18 protein-coding genes are annotated in these 21,254 nt (G+C 37.2%); 13 read left to right on the top strand and 5 right to left on the bottom strand.

What is annotated here, in order from left to right:
• Positions 1-53: 53 nt before the first annotated feature.
• The 3 genes from HQN83_RS17920 to HQN83_RS17910 all read left to right on the top strand — a co-directional run bounded on the left by HQN83_RS17920 (position 54) and on the right by HQN83_RS17910 (position 3,979).
• Positions 54-989 (top strand): NADP-dependent oxidoreductase, encoded by a 936-nt coding sequence (locus tag HQN83_RS17920; protein ID WP_173091895.1) that lies wholly within the window; start codon positions 54-56, stop codon positions 987-989.
• A gap of 122 nt (positions 990-1,111) precedes the next feature.
• Positions 1,112-2,329 carry a peroxiredoxin family protein gene (locus HQN83_RS17915; RefSeq protein WP_217277422.1) on the top strand — a complete coding sequence of 406 codons (1,218 nt, stop codon included), beginning with the start codon at positions 1,112-1,114 and terminating at the stop codon, positions 2,327-2,329.
• 111 nt (positions 2,330-2,440) lie between these two features.
• Positions 2,441-3,979: an alpha-L-fucosidase gene (locus HQN83_RS17910; RefSeq protein WP_173091893.1), complete on the top strand. Its 1,539-nt coding sequence runs from the start codon at positions 2,441-2,443 to the stop codon at positions 3,977-3,979.
• A 36-nt stretch (positions 3,980-4,015) separates the two neighbouring features.
• Here HQN83_RS17910 and HQN83_RS17905 read toward each other — a convergent pair whose 3' ends face one another.
• On the bottom strand, positions 4,016-5,542 hold the full coding sequence (locus HQN83_RS17905; RefSeq protein ID WP_173091891.1) for a glycoside hydrolase family 43 protein: 1,527 nt from the start codon (positions 5,540-5,542) through the stop codon (positions 4,016-4,018).
• A 74-nt stretch (positions 5,543-5,616) separates the two neighbouring features.
• Here HQN83_RS17905 and HQN83_RS17900 point away from each other — a divergent pair, with 74 nt between their 5' ends.
• The 3 genes from HQN83_RS17900 to HQN83_RS17890 all read left to right on the top strand — a co-directional run bounded on the left by HQN83_RS17900 (position 5,617) and on the right by HQN83_RS17890 (position 9,709).
• Positions 5,617-5,856 (top strand): hypothetical protein, encoded by a 240-nt coding sequence (locus HQN83_RS17900; protein WP_173091889.1) that lies wholly within the window; start codon positions 5,617-5,619, stop codon positions 5,854-5,856.
• A 269-nt stretch (positions 5,857-6,125) separates the two neighbouring features.
• Positions 6,126-7,127 carry an LLM class flavin-dependent oxidoreductase gene (locus HQN83_RS17895; protein WP_173091887.1) on the top strand — a complete coding sequence of 334 codons (1,002 nt, stop codon included), beginning with the start codon at positions 6,126-6,128 and terminating at the stop codon, positions 7,125-7,127.
• 173 nt (positions 7,128-7,300) lie between these two features.
• A complete protein-coding gene (locus tag HQN83_RS17890; protein WP_173091885.1) occupies positions 7,301-9,709 on the top strand; it encodes a TonB-dependent receptor domain-containing protein in 2,409 nt (802 codons plus the stop codon).
• A 50-nt stretch (positions 9,710-9,759) separates the two neighbouring features.
• Here HQN83_RS17890 and HQN83_RS17885 read toward each other — a convergent pair whose 3' ends face one another.
• Positions 9,760-11,391: an ABC transporter substrate-binding protein gene (locus tag HQN83_RS17885; protein ID WP_173091883.1), complete on the bottom strand. Its 1,632-nt coding sequence runs from the start codon at positions 11,389-11,391 to the stop codon at positions 9,760-9,762.
• 45 nt (positions 11,392-11,436) lie between these two features.
• On the opposite strand from HQN83_RS17885, the gene HQN83_RS17880 reads away from it, so the two are divergent.
• On the top strand, positions 11,437-11,895 hold the full coding sequence (locus HQN83_RS17880; RefSeq protein WP_173091881.1) for a hypothetical protein: 459 nt from the start codon (positions 11,437-11,439) through the stop codon (positions 11,893-11,895).
• Here HQN83_RS17880 and HQN83_RS17875 read toward each other — a convergent pair.
• Positions 11,882-12,403: an NADPH-dependent FMN reductase gene (locus HQN83_RS17875; RefSeq protein ID WP_173091879.1), complete on the bottom strand. Its 522-nt coding sequence runs from the start codon at positions 12,401-12,403 to the stop codon at positions 11,882-11,884. The genes HQN83_RS17880 and HQN83_RS17875 overlap by 14 nt on opposite strands.
• A 181-nt stretch (positions 12,404-12,584) precedes the next feature.
• Here HQN83_RS17875 and HQN83_RS17870 point away from each other — a divergent pair, with 181 nt between their 5' ends.
• The 6 genes from HQN83_RS17870 to HQN83_RS17845 all read left to right on the top strand — a co-directional run bounded on the left by HQN83_RS17870 (position 12,585) and on the right by HQN83_RS17845 (position 18,562).
• A complete protein-coding gene (locus HQN83_RS17870) occupies positions 12,585-13,388 on the top strand; it encodes a ParA family protein (protein ID WP_048906375.1) in 804 nt (267 codons plus the stop codon).
• Positions 13,389-13,399: 11 nt separating this feature from the next.
• Positions 13,400-14,320, top strand: a complete 921-nt coding sequence (locus tag HQN83_RS17865) for a ParB/RepB/Spo0J family partition protein (RefSeq protein ID WP_173091877.1) — start codon at positions 13,400-13,402, stop codon at positions 14,318-14,320.
• Complete coding sequence (locus tag HQN83_RS17860) at positions 14,320-14,976, top strand: DUF5683 domain-containing protein (RefSeq protein WP_173091875.1); 657 nt, start codon at positions 14,320-14,322, stop codon at positions 14,974-14,976. The genes HQN83_RS17865 and HQN83_RS17860 overlap by 1 nt, the downstream gene beginning before the upstream one ends.
• Positions 14,977-15,100: 124 nt before the next feature.
• Positions 15,101-15,841, top strand: a complete 741-nt coding sequence (gene dapB / locus HQN83_RS17855) for a 4-hydroxy-tetrahydrodipicolinate reductase (RefSeq protein WP_173091873.1) — start codon at positions 15,101-15,103, stop codon at positions 15,839-15,841.
• 9 nt (positions 15,842-15,850) lie between these two features.
• Positions 15,851-17,050, top strand: coding sequence for a signal peptidase I (lepB, locus tag HQN83_RS17850; protein ID WP_173091871.1), 1,200 nt, complete (start codon positions 15,851-15,853; stop codon positions 17,048-17,050).
• Between the two features lie 87 nt (positions 17,051-17,137).
• Positions 17,138-18,562 carry an alpha-L-fucosidase gene (locus HQN83_RS17845; RefSeq protein WP_173091869.1) on the top strand — a complete coding sequence of 475 codons (1,425 nt, stop codon included), beginning with the start codon at positions 17,138-17,140 and terminating at the stop codon, positions 18,560-18,562.
• On the opposite strand, the gene HQN83_RS17840 is transcribed toward HQN83_RS17845, so the two are convergent.
• On the bottom strand, positions 18,557-19,639 hold the full coding sequence (locus HQN83_RS17840; RefSeq protein WP_173091867.1) for an Ldh family oxidoreductase: 1,083 nt from the start codon (positions 19,637-19,639) through the stop codon (positions 18,557-18,559). The genes HQN83_RS17845 and HQN83_RS17840 overlap by 6 nt on opposite strands.
• Before the next feature lie 8 nt (positions 19,640-19,647).
• Complete coding sequence (gene bshC, locus HQN83_RS17835; RefSeq protein WP_173091865.1) at positions 19,648-21,234, bottom strand: bacillithiol biosynthesis cysteine-adding enzyme BshC; 1,587 nt, start codon at positions 21,232-21,234, stop codon at positions 19,648-19,650.
• Positions 21,235-21,254 lie beyond the last annotated feature (20 nt).

Here is a 21,254-nt window from a genome sequence, read left to right as displayed (position 1 = left end):
CCACCTGGAATAGAGAATATTGTTGTAATTTGCATTATTAATCAGTCCCGAAAATGAAGAGCATAGTATTAAAGGATTTTGGCAGCGTAGATAATCTAGTTTACGAAGAGTTACCCATGCCATCAATAAATGACGGTGAGGTTCTTATACAGGTAAAGGCAATTAGTATAAATCCTGTTGACGTAAAAACGCGTTCTGGTAAAGGGCGTGCAGCAAAGTTAAAAGATGAGCATCCTATAATTTTGGGTTGGGATGTATCAGGTGTAGTTGCGGCATCAAAATCTGAATTGTTTAAGGCAGGTGATGAGGTGTTTGGAATGATAAATTTTCCTGGACATGGCAAGGCGTATTCCGAGTACGTTTCTGCCCCGGCTAGCCATGTTGCATTAAAACCTTCTAATATTACTCATGAAGAGGCTGCCGCGGCTACTTTAGCTGCTTTAACTGCATGGCAGGCACTTGTTGATCATGCGAAAATTAAAAAGGGTGACAGGGTTTTAATTCATGCTGCTGCGGGTGGTGTAGGGAACTATGCTGTACAGATTGCAAAACATATTGGTGCTTACGTTATCGGAACTTCATCTGCAGGTAAAAGGGACTTTGTTTTAAGCTTAGGTGCTGATGAACATATTGACTATACCAGTCAGACTCTGGAAGACGCAACCAGTAATATTGATTTTGTATTGGATGCCATTGGGGGTGATAGTATTGACAACTCTTTAAAAGTGATGAGAAAGGGAGGGACAATCATTAGTATTCCATCGGGACTAAATGATGCAGTGGGCATAAAAGCCGAAGCTGTAGGTGCTATTGGTTATCCAATCATGGTGCAATCCAATGGAGAGGATATGAAGAAAATTGCGGCCTTGTTGGAAAGTGGATCTGTGAGATCTCATGTGTCGCAGGTGTTTAGTTTTGATGAGATGAGGGCAGCTCATTTATCTCTTGAAACAGGAAAAACTCAAGGTAAAATCATCGTGAGAGTTTAATACTCTAGTCTTTTTATAGATTTTATAGGCTATATGTCCGTTTTTTACTTTCGTATGAAATACTTTTATACTGAGGAGGGTTGATTCGACTACCTTTGCATGGATTAAGAGTAACGAAAGATATGATAAGATACGGTTTTGTGGCCATTTTAATGGCCTTTTCTCTATTCTGCAATGCGCAGATCAATTTACAACAAGGAAAATGGAAAGCTTCATTGCATCGGGAAGATGGGCAGGAGATTCCGTTTGAACTTGGAATTCAGCGACAAGGAAATACTACACTTTGTTATGTGGTAAATGGTGCTGAGCGACTTAAAACCGAAATGACATTGATTTCTAAAGATTCGGTTTTAATTAAAATGCCGGTTTTTGAATCTTCGTTTAGAGTTAAAATTATTAATAAAGACAGTTTAAATGGGGTATGGATAAAAGGTGGATCTGTTAAGGATTTGGTTATGCCTTTTTCTGCATCATCAAAAGCAAGCCGTTTTCCGAAAGGTGCTGCCGGTAATTTTTCTATTAAGGGAAAATGGAAGATTGAGTTTACCAAAGCTGATTTATCTGAACGACTGGCAATTGGTGAGTTTACGCAAAGTGGCCAAAAAGTAGGCGGTTCTGTGCTTACAACTGGTGGCGACTATCGTTATCTTGATGGAACCATTATTGGTGATTCTTTGCTGATTTCGACCTTTGATGGAATACATGCAATGTATTTCTCTGCTAAAATTAAAGGAGACAGCCTTATTGGTAGCTTGTATAGTGGAGCCAAGTCATTTGAAAAATGGACTGCTGTTAGAGATTTGAACGTTAAACTGGAAGCTCCGGTTACTGCTCTTAAAGATGGAGAAAGTGGTCGTTTGGATTTTAGTTTTAAAGATCTTGAAGGTAATGTGGTATCAATAAATGATAAGAAATTTAAGGATAAAGTTGTGATATTACAGTTAATGGGGTCGTGGTGCCCAAACTGTATGGATGAGATGGCTTTTTTGAGCGATTATTACCGTAAAAATAAAAATAGAGGGGTTGAGGTTATTGCATTGGCTTATGAGCTATCAACTGATGAGGCAAGATCGAGAAAAAGTCTACAGAAGTTTCAACATCAATTTAAGGTTGAATACCCAATGTTAATTACTGGTGTTACTGCCGGAGATGCTGCTAAAACAGAAAAAACGTTACCTCAGCTAACTGCAATTAAGGTGTTTCCAACAAGTATCATATTAGATAGAAAAGGTTTGGTTAACCATATTAATACTTCATTTTATGGGCCAAGTACCGGCGAATATTATGTGCAGTACAAAAAGGAATTTGAAGAAGTAATGAACTCTTTGTTGAGTAAGTAGGTTTGAATGTTTGTTTGACAAAATCACTTAGCATTTTGACAAAAGAATAAACTATTGATAGGGGGAATCCAGCTTTCTTTGAGGTTGATCATTATTTCATTTAATCATATTATGAAGAGGTATTATTTTAACAAGTTGAACTGGGGGCTGGCAGTAGGGCTTCAATTGATTATTTGTATCGGTTTATCAAGTAGTAGTTCCGCCCAAATCTATACGAATAAAAACTATGTTAAAATTAATCCTGGAGATACAGAGCAGGATATAGTAAGAAAAGCGGCAAATGTAGTGCCTGCTCCAAGACAGTTGAGATGGCAACAGTTGGAATTAACTGCTTTTCTTCACTTCGGGGTAAACACATTTACCAATAAGGAATGGGGAGATGGATCTGAAGATCCTAAGATATTTAATCCAAAGGATTTTGATGCCAGACAATGGGTAAAGGTTTGTAAAGACGCTGGTTTTAAACAAATCATTTTAACAGCCAAACATCATGATGGTTTTTGTTTGTGGCCAAGTAAGTACACTGAACATTCTGTGAAAAACAGTCCTTGGAAAGAGGGTAAAGGTGATATTGTAAAGGAGACAGCTGATGCATGTAAGGAATTTGGTATCGGATTTGGGATTTATCTTTCTCCATGGGATCGTAACTCCAAGTATTTTGGTAGCATGGCATACAATGATTATTTCATTAATCAGCTTACAGAACTTTTAACTCAATATGGTCAGGTTGATGAAGTTTGGTTTGATGGTGCAAATGGAGAAGGACCTACGGGCAAGAAACAGGTTTATGAATATAACAGATGGTATGAGCTGATTCGTAAATTACAGCCTAAGGCTACTATTGCTGTTTCGGGCCCCGATGTTAGATGGGTAGGAACAGAAAGTGGATACGGAAGAGAAACAGAATGGAGTGTTGTGCCGGGTGACGAAGCTAAAAATGAAAAAATAGCGGAGAACTCTCAGCAAAAAGCTGAATTTGCTCCAAGAGATATGGTGGCAAATGATTTGGGTAGTAGATCGAAAATTGCAAAAGCAAGCAGTTTGGTTTGGTATCCTGCCGAGATAGATGTTTCTATTCGTCCGGGTTGGTTTTATCACACAGAGGAAGATAAGGATGTTAAAACTCCCGAGAAATTAATGGATATTTATTACAGTTCGGTTGGAAGAAATGGTGTATTGCTGTTGAATATTCCTCCGGATACCAGAGGCTTGATTAGTGATAGTGATATTAAATCGTTGCAAGGATTTAGAAAACAGCTTGACCTTACTTTTGCCGAGAATTTATTAGCAGGTGCTGTTGTAAAAGGTAGTACTAGTCAGAAAACAAGTGTATTGCTTGATGGGAAAGATAATACTGCCTGGAAAACAAAAGCTGGAGATAGTAATCTTGTTCTTGAACTTAAACTTGCCAAGGCTCAGGAATTTGATTTATTGAAATTACAAGAGAATTTGCAGGTAGGGCAACGGGCAGAAAAATTTGTGCTGGAATATAAGACCGGTAATGAATGGAAAGTGGCTACCGAAGGAACTACGATTGGTTATAAACGCTTAATACGCTTTGCACCTGTTACAGCATCAGAAGTTAGATTAAGGATTGTTTCATCAAGATTAAATCCTGCTATTGCAGAAATAGGGTTATACAAACGATAGTCCTATTTCTGCAATGAAAGAGTGCAAAATCTCTATTTACTTATCTAAATAGTTAAGTTCAAATGAGGAGAATTGTGCATTCTCTGCAGGGCTACCTTTAAAGTTTAGGCCTGGTCTAGGACTTCTGTCCCAAGGTGGAAGAAAATCAATAGAATATGCTTTTTCACCAGCAGCTATTTCTTTCCAATCTGTAGATTTTTGTTTCCAGTAAACACTGCATGTAAGATCTGGTTTTACAATCATCTTCAGTTGAACGGGCAGGGCAGGGGTAGCAATCTCAGTGGTGCCAAGGACAGTCTCTTTATTATCTTTCACTGCCCAGAATTGGATTTTGTTACCTATTGCCCCAATACCAATGGCAGCATTTGCATCACCATAAATTACTAACCCTTTTAAAGCATCGTTGTTATTTACCACAGTTGCGGTCATTTCATAATTTAAAAGAGAGGGACGGACAGTTAAAGCAATACCGGTATTGTTATCTTTTTTAATACTGCCTGATAAATGAAGGTTTCCTTTTTGTTGTGCGAATTTGGGATTGGAGTTTCTGAAATCCCACTGCCAATCTACAGATGGGCTTTTTGTTGTAAAGTTAGCTTTGAAGTTATTGCTGGATGGATTGCTTGAAGCAGGGGATAGCTCTTTGAATTCAGGCCATTCATTTTTTCCTGACCAGATAAGCTCTGCAAGCATCCCTTGTCTGCCTGTAAAAACACTACTGGCTTTATTGTAAGCATGATAAATGTAGTAGAACTTGCCATCAGGACTATTTACAAAAGTGCCATGACCAGAGCATTTCCACCATTCATTTTCCTGTAAAATAGGGTTTTTGGTATGGTTCTCATAGGGTCCCTGAAAGGTTTTAGATCTGGCAACTCTAACATTATAATCGCATTTACTACCACAGCAATTGCCCACAGAGTAAAACATATAATAGTAATCATCTTTTTTAAGGATGCTTTGTCCTTCAAGTCCAATGCCTTTATCGTCTTTCATCATAGTAAATGCTTCGCCTTGAAGATGTAGCCCATCATTAGATAGTTTACTACCAAGAATTTCTATTGGCCTGCCATCTAATCCGTAAGCCTTCCAGGTGATATACAATTGCCCATTGTCGTTAAATACGAAAGCATCAATGGCTTCTTTTCCATACTCAATAATGATTCCATGGTCTTTGAAATCTTTGTCAGGATATTTGGAAGTGGCCACACCTATGCAGGATATGCCGTCTTTTTTCCGTCTTGCGGTGTAGTAAATAAAGTAGGTTTTGTTGTGGTAGTAATATTCAGGTGCCCAGAAAGAAGCGTTAGCCCATTCGGGAGCTTGTTTGAATACATAGCCTGTTTGCTTCCAGTTTTTTAAGTTTGTGGATTTAAACATAGGGAAGTGCGGAGCCCATTCGGATGAAGTACCGATGGCATAGTACTCGTTTCCTTTTCGAATAATTGAAGGGTCTGCAAAGTCTCCTGGAATAACTGCCGTTATCTCCTGGGCAAATAATGGTTGTACTGCTGCAGTAAATTGTGTTGCAGCTACAAGAAGTAGGTATTTAAATAGTCTCATAACCTGCAAGATAGAATTTTACTGTAATTTTTTAACGGTTTATTATGCGTACATTGTCAGTTAATTGAAAAATCATGGAAATTAAGGAGTTAGCTGAATCATTAGAGGTGGCAAAGGCAAGTTTAGCAGATCAGCAACGTAACTTGAAACAAGTTCAAAATCTTGTTAGTGACCTGGGAAAGGAAGAACAGACATTTGATATTAAACTCGAGATATCAAACCTGAACAAGGATGTTAACAGTCAAACAACTCTAATTGAGCAACGGCAAAATGAAATCGCAGAACTTGAAGCTAGTATTGCGCTTTTGAAGTAAATGGATTATTTCCAGAATTCTACTTACAGATAAAGAAAAGTAGGAAAAAGACCCCAGCTATTGCTATGTAGATGCAAACACGATTTGTTAGGTAGGTTTTCATGACGTTTGTGATTTAGGTTTTATAAAACTGCATATTTATAAATACGTAGATGAGTTTTAAATAGTTGCCTGCTTTTACAAGTTCGGTGGATTTAAAGTCATAAGGTAATAAGGAAACAGAGTTTGGCAGAAATAGGCTGTAGTTTTGCAGCCTACTTTTAAGCAATATGAAAAAACTACTGAATACTATTCCTTACTCTGTATTAGATCTTGCTACTGTAATTCAAGGCAAGACTCCAGCCGATACCTTTAAGAAAAGTTTAGATCTTGCCCGCCATGTTGAAGAGTGGGGGTATAACCGCTACTGGTTGGCGGAACATCATAATATGATTAGCGTTGCCAGTTCAGCGACTTCTGTAGTGATAGGGCATATAGCCGGAGGAACAAAAACAATAAGAGTTGGTGCTGGTGGCATAATGTTGCCAAATCACTCGCCATTGGTTATTGCAGAACAATTTGGCACGCTGGCTTCTTTGTATCCTGATAGAATAGATTTGGGATTGGGAAGAGCGCCAGGTACTGACCAGGCAACAGCCGCTGCGATCAGAGGAGAACGTATGCATGCTGCACAGGATTTCCCGGGAGATGTATTGAGATTACAGGCTTACTTATCGGCTGATAATCATAGAAGTAGTGTAAGAGCAATTCCTGGCGAGGGGCTTGATATTCCTATATGGATATTAGGATCAAGTACTGATAGCGCCCGATTAGCTGCGGCTTTAGGTTTGCCGTACGCTTTTGCAAGTCATTTTGCTCCAGCACAGTTTCTTACTGCAATAAATATATACAGACAAAATTTTAAACCTTCTGAGCATTTGGCTTCACCCTATGTTTTAGCGTGTGTAAATGTTGTTGCTGCGGATACTGATGCCGAAGCCAACAAACTGGCTACTTCCTTGTATCAATTGTTTAGAGGGATTGTAACCGGTCAGCGTAGACTTTTACAACCTCCTGTTGAAAGTATGGAAGGTATCTGGACTGACTACGAAGAGGAGCAGGCAGGGCAAATGTTGGCTTGTACTTTTACCGGAAGTAAAGAAACGATAAAAGAGGATTTACAACAGTTTCTAGATCAAACACAAGTTGATGAGATTATGGCAACTTCGCATATTTTTGATCACAATGCAAGATTGCGTTCGTATGAATTGCTAGCAGAGGCATTTAAATAGCCAGAGTATTTTGTGTATCGGTAGAAGAAATGTTTGAATTGGAAGGCGGCGATTAATTTGACCGATAAAAAGGAGCATTTCACCGCTTCCAATTTGTATATAATCTAATTTCTCTTGATAGAAAGTGTAACAAAACCGACCTTGCGCCGACTAATTGAAGAAATATTATTTATATGAAACGAATTTTACTATTACTTGTGGGATTGGGAATGATGCTTAATGCAAATGCTCAGTTTTCTTTGGGAGGTGCACCGCAAAAACCCAAAGTAACTGGACGTATTACAGCATTGATTTTAGACTCGCTCACTAAAAAACCTATTGACTACGCATCAGTATCTTTAATAAAAATAGCTGACAACAAATCAGTAAACGGTGGAGTAACCGATGAAAAGGGAAAAGTGGTTTTGCAAAATGTTGCCCCAGATCAGTATAAGCTTTCGGTTGGGTTTATGGGCTATAAAACCAAATCTATAACCGTTAAAACCAGTCCTGAAAAACCAGATTTAAATGCGGGAACTATATATGTAAGTCCTACAGAAAGTAACCTTAAGGAGGTTTCTATTGTAGGGGAAAAGGCTTTGATTGAAAACAAAGTTGACAAGTTGGTTTATAATGCTGAAGCAGATATCACTAATGCAGGTGGAGATGCTACAGATGTAATGCGTAAAGTCCCTATGCTTTCTGTTGATATTAACGGAAATGTGCAATTGCGTGGAAGTTCAGTGCGTGTTTTAATTAACGGAAAACCTTCAGGAACAATGGCAAACAGCGTGGCTGATGCTTTAAAGATGATCCCCGCAGAACAAATTAAAAGTGTTGAAGTAATTACTAGTCCTTCTGCAAAATATGATGCCGAAGGTTCTGGTGGAATTATCAATATTATAACAAAAAAGAAAACTGCTGAGGGTGTTAGTGGAAGTTTAAATACATCTGCAGGTACTCGTTCAAATAACGGTGCTTTTAATTTAAATGCTAAAACAGGTCGTTTGTCTTTGACAGGGAATTTAGGTGTAAACCATGCTTATCCACAGAATTCAAGAGTGGTGGTATTTAATAGCTCTGTGGTAGATGGGGTAACCAATACTGTATCACAAAATGGTTTTTCTAAATGGTCAAGAGTTGGCTATAATGGAAGTGCTGGTCTTGATTATGATTTTAATAGTTATCATAACATTAGTTCTACAGTTAAGTTTAACAGGTTTTCAAATGGTGGCCCTGGTAGTTCGGATATTCTAACAAATAATGTCTTTTCTCAGAATATCAGAGATATGGACATGGGTTTTAATAACATGGATTGGAATGTTGATTACAGAAAGACAAGTAAAAAAGAGGGAGAAGAATTGAGCGTATCTGCACAGCTTTCGAGAGGAAGAAATACCAGTGATTTCTCGAACAGGTTTATATCTGAGGGCGTTCCTGATTTTACTTTAATTGGAGGTAATACTGGTAAAAATAATGAGTACACTTTGCAAACAGATTATACTTATCCTTTTAGCAAAACAACAACGCTCGAAACCGGTTTGAAAGGTATTTTTAGAAACATAATAAGTGACTATGATCAGAATGCTCAGGATTTTGATTACGATCAGAATGTAGGCTCTGCTTATGGAGTGCTTGGATTTAAATTGACTAAAAAAATTACTGCTAAAGCAGGTTTAAGAGCTGAGTATACTAAGATTGATGGGCTTGCAGGTAATATTGTACCGTTTAAAAATGATTACTTTAATTTATTCCCTAGTTTAGTTTTGTCGCAAACTTTAAAGGGAATGACTACTGTTAAGGTAAGCTATAACCGCAGAATACAGAGGCCAAGTTTGTTTTATTTGAATCCTTTTAGAAATGAAAGTGATGTTTACAATCCAATGCAAGGTAATCCGAAGTTATCTCCTGAATTGAGTGATAATATTGAGGTAGGATACTCAACCTTTATTAAAGGTTCTGTAATTAATGCTTCAGTGTTTTATCGTAACACGAAAAATGTTATTGAAAGTTTTATTAAGCCAATTGTAGAGGATGGTGTAAGTAAAAACTTAACCTCATATTTAAACGTGGGTACTAGTCAGTCGTATGGTTTTAATGTTTTTGGTTCATATAATCCAAAGCCAAAATGGACCTTAATGGCTAACTTTGGTATGAATACTTATGACGTTAGTAATGCTCAAAATAACATAAATACAGGGACTTTCCTTAATTATACTGCTTTTGCCAGATCTGCTTACGCGTTGTCTGGAGGTTGGAATACGGAACTTTGGGGTGTGATTAATTCACCAAGAAGAACATTCCAGGGAAAAACTGATGCTATGTATTTTTATGGCGGTGCTGTGAAAAAGGAGATTTTTAATAAAAAAGCAACTATTGGTTTAAATGTTTTGAATCCATTTAGTCGTGATTTAAATATTAAAACAGTAAACAATACGGCAACATCAACTCAGAATACTGATATTCATTATCCACTGAGATCTTTCGGCTTAAACTTTAGCTATAATTTTGGTAAGCTTAAGTTTACCCAAAAGAAATCTATTAAAAATGATGATTTGAAAAAAGAAGAGCAAGGTGGAATGGGAGGTGGTGTGCAGCAATAAATGTTGCTCATTACAGTAATAATAAGCCTCACTAAATAAATTGGTGAGGCTTATTTCTTTTTAACAGTTTTTAGAATCATTAGATTTTGTGGATTTATGCTATATCCACTAATGTTATTTTGAGTCATGATTACTGATTGATCGTAGTAAATGGGAACTATGTTCGCATAATCCATTACCATCTGATCCATTTTTTGATATAATAAATAGCGTTTGGCATTGTCGCTAACATAATAGCTTTGCTCAAATAGTTTGTCGAAATCATCATTGTAGTAAGCAGTATAATTCGGCCCATTTGGTACTTTGTTTTTGGAATAAAACATCGCGAGGTAGTTCTCCCCATCCGGATAATCAGCAATCCAGGAACCCCTAAAAAAGTTCACTTCATTTTTAGACATTAAATCTCTTAAGCTTGCATTAGGGCTCACATCAACTTTTACTTTAATGCCGATTGCTGCCAACTCGCCTTGTATAAATTCTATAAGGTCTTTATAAGTAGTAGAAGTGCTGAGGGTAACCTTAGACATTCCCTTTCCGTTTGGAAATCCCGCCTCCGCTAACAACACGGCAGCTTTTTCTGGATTATAATGATAGCCTTTAACTGCTGTACTATCAAAACCCGGCATTCCTTGGGGGATAAATCCTGCGGTTGCAGGGATGCCAATACTGTTGCGTAGATATTTAATTAGTTTGGGTTTGTCAATCGCATAATTTATTGCTTGTCGTACTTTTTGGTATTTTAGGGGAGAGTTTTTGGTAATGGCTATGTTGGTATCAACAAGTATTCCGACGTATTCGGTGCAAAGGTATGGCCCCTTTCTTAAGTTGAATTTGCCTTTATATTTTGCGGTCATTTTGCCGCTTTTTGTTAATATATCATCCCGGTAACTTCCATCGACTTTGTCAAAAAAATCAAGATCTTTTTTTAGAAAGTTCATGAAGGCACTTTGCTTTTCAGTAATAAATGTAACTTTTACGGCATCGAGATAAGGGAGTTTGGTGCCGTTTATTTTCTCCCAGTAATTTTCGTTTTTAAGGAGAACCAGAATTTCATCTTCTTTCCAGTATTTGAATTTAAATGGGCCTGTACCAATTGGGTGACTACGGAAGTCCTTACCGTAATGCTCAACAATCTCTTTTGGTACTACTGAGCAATATTGAGTGGTAAGCAGTTTCATAAAAGCTGGGAATGGCTTTATGAGTTTAACTTGAAAAGTAGTGTCATTTATTGCAATAAAATTGTTGATGTCTTTTACCTTGTCGCTAAATATCCAACCGCCGGAAGAGGCGACCTTGGGATCAATGAGACGGTAAAAACTATAAACAAAATCGGATGCTACAGCTTTTCTGCCTATTCCCTTTGGGAAAATGGGGTCGTTATGAAAGTACACATCATTACGGAGGTTAAAGGTGTAAGTCAATCCATCAGAAGAAATTTGCCAGGTTTTAGCGATGCAAGGAAGAATGTTAAGGTTGCTATCTACCTGCACTAACCCGTTGAAAACCTGGTTAATCATCCATAAGGCATTCTGGTTACGAGCAAAGGCTGGATCAAGAGAAGTTAAATTCTGATCAAGATTCATGTTAAATACTTTTTTGTCCTTATTTGAAGAAGGACCACTACATGAAAAGATAGTAAGCAGAAGCAATCCGCAAAAAATATTGATTATAATACGATGCATCAGTTTAGGAATACTAATTTTGCACAAAGTAATAAATAAATCAATATGTCTTTTTTAAATGCGGTTATAAGTAGGGTAGAGGATGAACAATTACGTGAGAGTCTTCAGGATCGGGTAGATATAATTCAGCATAAAATTAAATTCATGGATAAAGTTGCAGTGGCTTTTCTGGATACGGAGAATAAGCTGAGCAAAGATCTTGAGGGGCTTATTAATGAAGCTGGTGGCGTTTTGCAAGATGACATTAACACAGCCAGAGTTGTTGTTTATTATGAGAAAAGCACTAATATGCTGCAATTAATGGGGGTTGTGCCTACCTTGTTGAACAAAGATTGGCCCTCGGTTGAGTATAACCGTGTTTATTTATGGGACGATGAGGCTGCGGTGGCAGATGAAGCTGAGGTTGCCGTTAATGCGCTGGAAGATATTGCCGAAATGTTATATCCGGGATACTTTATTTTTGGTAACGAAGGTAAAACCTGGATAAGCTTTAAAACGCAATAAATTTATTCATCTGCTGGTCGGTAAATTTAAGGGTGTCTTCTTTAAAGAAATCACCTTGTTCATTTAACTCAGCTTTTATTGTGGCGATGTGTAGCCTTAGTGGTAAAACATTTAAATGCAGGTAACTACATACGCCACCAAAATGATCAATACCGCGAATGTTTCCATATTTTCCAGATGATACACCTACAAGTGCTGCTTTTTTATCGTAAAAGCTATCGGGGAAATTGCAAGCATCAATAAAAACTTTAAGGACCCCAGGGAAACTACCATTGTACTCTGGTATGATAAAAAGAAACTTTGTGGTTTTTGTAACCATTTCCTGAATAGCTTGGAACTCAGTACTCCGTTTTCCATACAAGTCAGAGGCGATAAGGTTATCAGGCAAATCTTCAAGGTTAAAGACGGTAGATTCTAAGCCTTTTAATGCCAGTGTTTTCTGATAATATTGGGCTACTTTTAGCGTATTACTTTGAGGTCTGTTGGTTCCGGATATGATGGTTACCATGTGTAAATTGTTAATAAGATGTGTAAAACACTTAAGGCTTTAATACTAATTTTGCCATTTAGTTTGTATCTTAGCTATTCGTTAAAATATGCCTAAATAAACACAAAAATAGCATTTTTTATAGATTTACGTCGAGTAAATACAAGCCGTTAGAGAATAATTGTAATTATTAATAAGATAGATGAGTAAAATTATTGCATTGGCAAATCAGAAAGGTGGCGTAGGTAAAACTACTTCATCAATTAACTTAGCCGCAAGTTTAGCCGTACTGGAATATAGAACATTATTAGTTGATGCTGATCCTCAAGCCAATTCTACTTCAGGTATTGGTTTTGATCCAAGAAGCATCAAAAATAGCATTTACGAGTGTATCATTAATGATATTGATGCTGTAGACGCGATTCAGAAAACTGAAACACCTAATCTGGATCTGCTTCCTGCACACATCGATTTAGTTGGTGCTGAGATTGAGATGATCAACCTCAACAACAGAGAATATAAAATGAAGGCTGTTCTGGAAAAAGTTAAAGATCAGTACGATTTTATTATTGTTGATTGTTCTCCATCGTTAGGTTTAATTACTATTAACGCGTTAACTGCTGCTGATTCAGTAATTATCCCTGTACAGTGTGAGTATTTTGCACTTGAAGGTTTAGGGAAACTTTTGAACACAATTAAAATTGTTCAAAACCGTTTAAATCCTGAATTAGAGATAGAAGGGATTCTACTTACCATGTACGATGTACGTTTGAGACTCTCTAATCAGGTTGTGGAAGAGGTTAAAACCCATTTCCAGGAGTTGGTTTTTGATACGATCATTCAGCGTAACACCCGCTTAAGCGAGGCGCCAAGTTACGGTATATCGGTAATTATGCATGATGCAACTTGTAAAGGAGCAATTAACTATTTGAACCTTGCTCGTGAGATTGTTCATAAAAACGGAATGGTTAAAGAAGTACAGAATACAACTACAGCAATTATTTAAAAATATTTTTAATGACATCTTTTCAGCGAAAAACAGGTTTAGGTAAAGGGTTAAGTGCGCTTTTGGATGACTCAGATGCTGTAAACCCGCCAAAGAACGGAGTTAATCCGGTAAGCGAAACAAAGCAAGAGGGCGGTAATAACAACAATATCGGACATATCAATATTAGTGATATTGAGACTAACCCGTATCAACCTCGTACTGAATTTGATCAGGTTGCTTTAAACGAACTTTCTGAATCCATCAGGGTACAAGGACTAATACAGCCAATTACAGTAAGGAAACAACCTGGTGGTAAGTATCAGTTAATCTCTGGGGAGAGAAGATTAAGAGCTTCTAAATTAGCAGGGCTAACCGAAATCCCCGCGTATGTACGTAGTGCCAATGATCAGCAAATGCTGGAAATGGCACTTATCGAGAACATTCAGCGTGAAAATCTTAATGCCATTGAGATTGCATTGAGTTTTCAGCAAATGATAGATGAATGTAATCTAAAACAAGAGCAACTAGGTGAAAGAGTTGGTAAAAACCGTTCTACGGTAACCAATTACTTGCGTCTTTTGAAATTACCACCGGCGATACAAGTTTCCATAAGAGATCAAAAGATTTCAATGGGACATGCCCGTGCTTTGATAAATGTTGAGCAGGTAGAAAAACAGCTTTTTATTCACGACGAAATTATAGATAAGGAACTATCTGTACGTAAGGTTGAAGAGTTGGTTAGAAGTATAAACAGTGTTCAGGTAAAACCAAAAACAAACAGACAACCTATTGGTGTTCCGTTTGAATATCAAAAACTACAGAAGGATTTAGCCTCCAGATTTGCTACTAAAGTTAAATTAAAGGTAGGTGAAAATGGGAAAGGTGCTATTGAAATCCCGTTCATGTCGGAAGATGACCTGAGTCGTATTTTGGAATTATTAGATTGGTAATGTACAAAAGTCTGCTGCTATCGGTCTTGTTTCTTTTTATTGGAGTGACGGTTAGTGCTCAAGAAAATCCTGTAGTAAAAAAAGATACACTGATTAATAAAACAAAACCAGTGATTGAGCCGATCAGACCTCAAAAGGTGGATACGCTTAAAAAGCCTGCCTATATAAATCCCGGTAAGATTGCGGGAAGAAGGGCAGTCCTTAGTTCATTAATGCTCCCTGGTCTTGGTCAAATTAGAAATGGTGTTACGGTTTACAGACTTGCAAAAGTTGCTGGTTTATATACTGGTTTTACTCTTCTTACCATTTCATTTATAGATAATAGTAAGAATTACAAGCTTTTTTACAACGAAATTGTTTATCGTAGAGACCCTGCGCATCTAGGAGAGAAAAGCCCGGATTTTCCGTATAACAATATGGATGAGCAAGGCTTGATTACGGCCAAAGACCTTTTTAGAAGAAATAAAGAGGTAATCATTTTCTCTTATATAGGCTTATATCTTCTTAACGTTGTTGAAGCATACATAGATGCCCGATTAAAATACTTTAATGTAGATGATATTGGTATGAAGCTATCTCCAGGATTAATTAATACTGAGTATATGTATGGTTATAATAATGTAACTCCAGGAATAAAGCTTACTGTAAGATTCTAGCATATTTTATGCATGTTTTGATTGGGATATGCTGGCTTTTAATACCTTTAGCAAAAAATAAGAAATATTAAATGAATCGGCTTATTTTTAAGCTTGAATCAAAAGAAACAAAAGAATACAGTCAATGAAAATAGCATTACTAGGTTACGGTAAAATGGGTCAGATTATTGAACGTTTTGCATTAGAAAGAGGGCATGAAGTAGTCTTAAAGATAAATATTGATAACCTCGAAGACTTAACAACCTCTAATTTAAAAAAGGCTGATGTAGCTATTGATTTCAGCGCTCCAGATGCAGCAATAAATAATATTTATGCTTGTTTTGATGCCAATGTTCCTGTTGTGGTAGGTACTACTGGTTGGTATGGACAGTTACAGGAAGTAAAGAATGAGTGCCTTACCCGTAACAATTCACTTCTTTACGGGTCAAACTTTAGCATTGGGGTTAATATCTTCTTTCATATGAATAAAGTGCTTGCAAAGTTGATGAATGGCTTTCCTGCGTATGAAGTTCAGGTTGAAGAAATACACCATACTCAGAAGTTAGATTCGCCAAGCGGTACAGCAATGACTATTGCAGAAGATATTATTGAGAATCTGGATAGAAAGAACGAATGGGTGAATGAACTAGTGGGAACACAGTTTGACGATGTATTAAAGAAAGAACAATTGCTTATTGAATCACATAGGATAGAGAATATACCAGGTACACATACTGTTGTATATAGTTCGGAAGTTGATGAAATTGAGTTTAAGCATACTGCTCACAATCGTTCGGGCTTTGCTCTAGGTGCAGTTGTGGCTGCTGAATGGTTAGAGAAAAAACAAGGTTTTTATAATATAGCTGATATATTTAATTTTAAATAAGAAAGAAATATGAATTGGAAATTCTGGCAAAAGGAAAATAAGGATGCCAAGCCGAAAAAGAAAAAGTCCAGAAGCCGTGAATGGGTTGATGCTATTTTGTTCGCAGTAATTGCAGCAACAATTATTAGAGTATTCTTTATAGAAGCATACACAATTCCTACAGGTTCAATGGAAAGGTCATTGTTAATTGGTGATTTTTTGTTTGTTAGTAAGGTTAATTATGGGCCTCGTATTCCAATGACACCGGTAGCATTTCCTTTTGCTCATCATACAATGCCTTTAACTGGTACTAAGGCTTATTGGGATGGTGTGCAGTGGAAATATCATAGACTGCCAGGTTTGTCAGAAATTAAAAGAAATGATGTAGTTGTATTTAACTACCCTCAGGGTGATACTGTTGCTCTTGAGATTCAAGATGTTGATTATTACAAAATGGTACGATCTGAAGGGTGGGATGCAATCAACAAGCATTACACTATTGTTACCAGGCCTGTAGATAAAAGGGAAAACTATATTAAAAGATGTATAGGTATTGGTGGCGATACAATAAGTATGAAAGACGGACTTGTCTCAGTAAATGGCAAACCAGAGAAACTTAAAAGTACCGGACAGATGACTTATGCTGTTACATTTAAGACCTCTGACATAAATTTCTCTGTTTTTGAAGACCTTGGTTTCAATATATCAGAGGAGGTTAGTCAGTCATCTCCAAATGTCTATACCTTTACAGGAACTGAGCCAATGATGGCCAGTGTTGCCAAGCTTGATTTTGTGCAATCTGTTAAAGAAATAACGCAGCCAGAAGGATATCAGGAGAAAGATGTTTTCCCTTTTGATCCAAAAAGAAATTGGAATGCAGATAATTTTGGCCCGTTTGTTATCCCTAAAAAGGGTTGGACGGTTCAACTTGACAGTGCTACTATGCCTCTTTATGAAAGAAGTATTAGGATTTATGAGGGGAATAAATTGGAAAAATCAGGTAATGGTTGGTTAATTAATGGTAAGCCCGCAACAAGCTATACCTTTAAAATGGACTACTATTGGATGATGGGAGATAATAGACATAATTCATTAGACTCTCGTTATTGGGGATTTGTTCCTGAAGACCATATTGTTGGTAAAGCATTGTTTATTTGGATGAGCTATAATACCAATGGATCTTTCTTTAGTAAAATTAGATGGAATAGATTGTTAAGAGGAATAAACTAGGTATAATAGATACTTAATGCGTAAAAAGAGGGAGTTCAGTAGGGCTTCCTCTTTTTTTTACTGAGTTTTTTTTACTTTTAAGGCAGCATGAAGAAAAGCATTATAATATTAGGCTTAGTTACTCTTTTTAATGTACTAAAAGCCCAGGATAACGGTGTGCATCACCAATCAACCGTTTACGAATGGCCTAAAGATCCATTAGTTAGTCAGAAGTTAGATAAATGGCAGGATCAGAAGTTTGGAATGATTATTCATTGGGGCTTGTATGCTGTTCCAGGTATGATAGAGTCTTGGAGTATATGTTCTGAAGATTGGATTTCCAGAGATAGTACAAGTAACTACGAAGATTATAAGAGATGGTACTGGGGTTTAAGTAAAGAATTTAACCCGGTTAAATTTAATCCGGAGCAATGGGCTAAAGTAGGTAAAGATGCAGGTATGAAATACCTGGTATTTACAACTAAACACCACGATGGTTTTAATATGTTTGATACTAAAGAATCAGATTTTAAAATCTCGGCAGGGCCGTTTAAAGACAATCCGAAAGCTGATGTTGCAAAATATGTATTCGATGCGTTCCGTAAGCAAGGCTTTATGATTGGTGCTTACTTTTCGAAGCCCGATTGGCATTCTGAGTATTATTGGTGGCCTAAGTATGCAACTCCAGATAGAAATAATAACTACGACATCAGGAAAAATCCATGGAGATGGAGCATGTTTAAAAAGCAAACATTTAATCAGATTAGTGAATTGATGCATAATTACGGCTCAGTGGATATTCTCTGGCTAGATGGAGGATGGGTTAGGCCATTAGAAACGGTTAATGAAGAAGTGCTTGCATGGGGAATGAAAATTCCTGAATGGAGCCAAGATATTGATATGCCTGCAATTGCTAACATGGCACGTAAAGCACAACCAGGTTTATTAATGGTAGATAGAACGGTTCACGGACCATATGAAAATTATCAGACACCTGAACAAAGTGTACCTCAAAAACAATTAGCAAACCCATGGGAAAGCTGTATGACTTTAGGCGGTGCATGGGGATTTGTTCCAAATGATCAATATAAATCTGCTACAAAGGTTATACATACGCTAATTGAAGTTGTAGCAAAAGGGGGTAGTTTATTATTGGGAGTTGGACCTAAAGCTGACGGAACCATTCCTCAGGATGCGATAGCCAGACTTGAAGATATAGGTAAGTGGTTAAATGTAAATGGAAAAGCAATTTACAATACCAGAATCACTAAAGACTACCATGATGGAGATAACTGGTTTACTCAAAGTAAGGACGGGAAAACCAAGTATGCATTAACTTGTCTTAAAGATAAAACACCTGAATATGTTGTTTGGAACGGAAACATACCTGCTAAAGGAACAGCAATCACATTAATACAAACCGGACAAAAGGTTAAATGGGAAAACAAGGGAACAACTGTAAAAGTATGGTTGCCTAAAAATATCCAGAAAGATCTACCGGCATTGGCATTTTCATTTAAAGGGGCTTTATAGCCCCTCTATTTCAAGTTTCTTGGCAAGTTCGTTTAAGTCATTAACAACCACATCAATTAACGGTATGCCATTAATTCGACGATCTTGTTCATAAGCAAATTCCGGTTCTCCCGGAATAATTACCTTTTTATCAGGATCAACAGTTTTAGCGCTTTTAAAACGCTCAATCCAATTGTCAAGATGATCCTTAAAGTCTTGTGCTGGCCTAAAGCCATCGACTCTCATTGCACCAAGAAAATGTCCTATACCTTCACCAACCGGATCGGTAGGTGGCTCTAGGAAAGCAACAAATGGTGGTACCCAAGGGCCATAATTTGCACCTGATAACACTGCTGATAAAATATCTACGGTAGCACTCAAACCATAACCTTTATGGCTTCCATGATCTTTATCACTACCTAATGGTAACAAAGAACCACCTTCTTTTAATTGATGGGGATTTATAGAAGTATTACCTGAAGAATCCTGAACCCATCCCTCTGGAATAGGCTGATTTGATCTTTGGGCAATCTCCAGTTTTCCGTTTGCAGCTGCGGCAGTTGCCATATCAACTATAACAGGAGGGTATTTGCCTGCCGGAAAAGCATAACACATTGGGTTGGTGCCCAGTAGACGTTCATTAGAATAAGTTGGTGCAACAAGGGGGCTCGCATTAGTCATGCTAATACCAATCATTTCCTGTTCAACTGCCATTAATGAATGGTAGCCTGCAATACCAAAGTGATTTGAGTTTTTAACTGCAACCCATCCGCTACCATAAATACGCGCCTTTTCAATTGCAATTTTCATAGCAAAAGGTGCAACTACTAAACCTAAACCGCCATCGCCATCAACAGTGGCAGTTGTGGCAGTTTCATGAACAACTTTTATTGTAGGCGTTGCATTTATTCGTTGCTTTTCCCATAGGCGAACATAGCCACTCAAGCGCGCTACACCATGAGAATCAATGCCCCTTAAATCAGATTTTAATAGTACGTCAGCCGCCAATTGAGCATCTACTAGCGGACATCCCATTTTTAGAAATACGTTCTCTGTAAACTGGCGTAATTTGTTTTCTGTAAAAGTGTAAAAGGTCATTGGATTTTTTAAGCAAAAAGAACTGTAAATTGGTGGTCTAAAGGTTTAAAGGTGGCAACTAATGAATCAATAAAATCATCACCATAAAGCACCACCATTGGAGCAATATTAAGCACCCTTTCCTGTAACACCCCTGTAGGGAATAATTTTTCTTTAAGATTTTCTATTTGAGCGAATGAAGTAACATGCTTTCGCTTTTCGGCTCTTAACATTTTTTTCTCCAGAGTAGAGATTAGTTTTAAAGCCCTGGTTTTGGCCGCATCTGCGGACTGAGAAAGACTTTTATCTATTTTGTAAGCATTAAGCTTTATTTGATCAAAAATAGCTGCTACTGATCGTTCTTCGTTATCAAGAGAGAATTCAAAATTAACGTGAGATTTAACCCATTCGTTTTTTAAGGTTTCAGTTTCGCTAAATAAATTTCTATGACTGATTCCTAAGATTTCCATTCTGGCCTCGCTTCTTTTGTCGATAACCATAGCGGAATTACGCAATAGCAAGACAGGGAAATCTACCTTATAATGATCAAAGTTTGCTTTTAGCTGTAGCCAGTAAGTTACTTCAGCACCTCCTCCGATATAAGCCAGATTTGGAAGTATTACTTCCTGGTAAACCGGCCTCATTACTACGTTAGGGCTAAATCTTTCAGGATAAGTATTTATTTCTTTTTGAAGTTCTTCTTTAGTGAATTCGATAGAAGAATTCATCACTTGATAGAGGCCGTTTTCTTCAACAATACGCTCTCTTAAGCCATCAATCATGTAAAAGAAATTGATTTCCCTGGGATTAACCTGAGTTTTGTAACCAAGAGCTTCCAGATCAGCATTAGTTTTACTGATGTATTTGAAACTGTTTTCTTCAGTTATGTCTTTATAGATAATCTCGGCAAATTGACTTTTAAGATTATGATCATCTGCATCTACACAAACTAAACCATACTTACTGAAAAGTGAATCTACTAGTTCGCGGGTAGCATCACTGAGTTTTTCGTTTTTTGCATAAGCCTGATCAACTATTTTAGAAAACTTGATGCCATTTTCGCTTATACCAAGGTATCCTTTGTAAGCGGTAAGCACTTCAGCAATATCAGCAGTGCCTAACCTTCCGGTTGCGCCACTAGCATTTTTATTCCAGGTAAGCATTTTATCCTCAACCTTTGTATGATTGATTTCCTCAAAATCATGATCTTCTGTTGCCATCCAATAAACAGGCACAAAATTGTAATCAGGGAATTGCTGTTTTAAATCAATAGCAAGGTTAATTGCTGTAACTATTTTATAGATAAAATATAAGGGACCGGTAAATATATTTAGCTGATGGCCGGTAGTAATGGTAAAAGTTTTTTTGTCAGCTAATAGCTCAATGTTGGCTTTTACTAGAGGCGAAAGGCTAATTGATGAATACTGCTTTTGTAAAGTGCTGACCAGAGTTGCTCTGTCAGCACTAAAATTTCGTTCAGCAATAGCTTTAGCAAAACCAGAAAAATCCGGTTTATACTTATAAAAAGAGCTCAGTTTCTCATTTTTTCCAATGTAATCTAGTACGGTGGAAGAGAACGCATTAGTTTCCTGATAAGAGATGTATTTAGCTTGCATTGTTACGAATTTAAGCTAAT

It is taken from the genome of Pedobacter foliorum (assembly GCF_013266735.1).
Taxonomy (GTDB): domain Bacteria; phylum Bacteroidota; class Bacteroidia; order Sphingobacteriales; family Sphingobacteriaceae; genus Pedobacter; species Pedobacter foliorum.
Note: the sequence above shows the minus strand (reverse complement) of the source record. Positions and strands in the feature narration are given on the sequence as shown.

Bases quoted from the DNA above. Each gene is read 5' to 3' on its own strand.
- HQN83_RS17860 (WP_173091875.1), top strand. From the start codon at position 14,320: ATGTACAAAAGTCTGCTGCTATCGGTCTTGTTTCTTTTTATTGGAGTG.
- HQN83_RS17875 (WP_173091879.1), bottom strand. From the start codon at position 12,403: ATGGTAACCATCATATCCGGAACCAACAGACCTCAAAGTAATACGCTA.
- HQN83_RS17895 (WP_173091887.1), top strand. From the start codon at position 6,126: ATGAAAAAACTACTGAATACTATTCCTTACTCTGTATTAGATCTTGCT.
- HQN83_RS17865 (WP_173091877.1), top strand. From the start codon at position 13,400: ATGACATCTTTTCAGCGAAAAACAGGTTTAGGTAAAGGGTTAAGTGCG.
- HQN83_RS17905 (WP_173091891.1), bottom strand. From the start codon at position 5,542: ATGAGACTATTTAAATACCTACTTCTTGTAGCTGCAACACAATTTACT.
- HQN83_RS17910 (WP_173091893.1), top strand. From the start codon at position 2,441: ATGAAGAGGTATTATTTTAACAAGTTGAACTGGGGGCTGGCAGTAGGG.
- bshC (WP_173091865.1), bottom strand. From the start codon at position 21,234: ATGCAAGCTAAATACATCTCTTATCAGGAAACTAATGCGTTCTCTTCC.
- HQN83_RS17845 (WP_173091869.1), top strand. From the start codon at position 17,138: ATGAAGAAAAGCATTATAATATTAGGCTTAGTTACTCTTTTTAATGTA.
- HQN83_RS17880 (WP_173091881.1), top strand. From the start codon at position 11,437: ATGTCTTTTTTAAATGCGGTTATAAGTAGGGTAGAGGATGAACAATTA.
- HQN83_RS17840 (WP_173091867.1), bottom strand. From the start codon at position 19,639: ATGACCTTTTACACTTTTACAGAAAACAAATTACGCCAGTTTACAGAG.
- HQN83_RS17885 (WP_173091883.1), bottom strand. From the start codon at position 11,391: ATGCATCGTATTATAATCAATATTTTTTGCGGATTGCTTCTGCTTACT.
- HQN83_RS17900 (WP_173091889.1), top strand. From the start codon at position 5,617: ATGGAAATTAAGGAGTTAGCTGAATCATTAGAGGTGGCAAAGGCAAGT.
- HQN83_RS17920 (WP_173091895.1), top strand. From the start codon at position 54: ATGAAGAGCATAGTATTAAAGGATTTTGGCAGCGTAGATAATCTAGTT.
- HQN83_RS17915 (WP_217277422.1), top strand. From the start codon at position 1,112: ATGATAAGATACGGTTTTGTGGCCATTTTAATGGCCTTTTCTCTATTC.
- HQN83_RS17870 (WP_048906375.1), top strand. From the start codon at position 12,585: ATGAGTAAAATTATTGCATTGGCAAATCAGAAAGGTGGCGTAGGTAAA.
- lepB (WP_173091871.1), top strand. From the start codon at position 15,851: ATGAATTGGAAATTCTGGCAAAAGGAAAATAAGGATGCCAAGCCGAAA.
- HQN83_RS17890 (WP_173091885.1), top strand. From the start codon at position 7,301: ATGAAACGAATTTTACTATTACTTGTGGGATTGGGAATGATGCTTAAT.
- dapB (WP_173091873.1), top strand. From the start codon at position 15,101: ATGAAAATAGCATTACTAGGTTACGGTAAAATGGGTCAGATTATTGAA.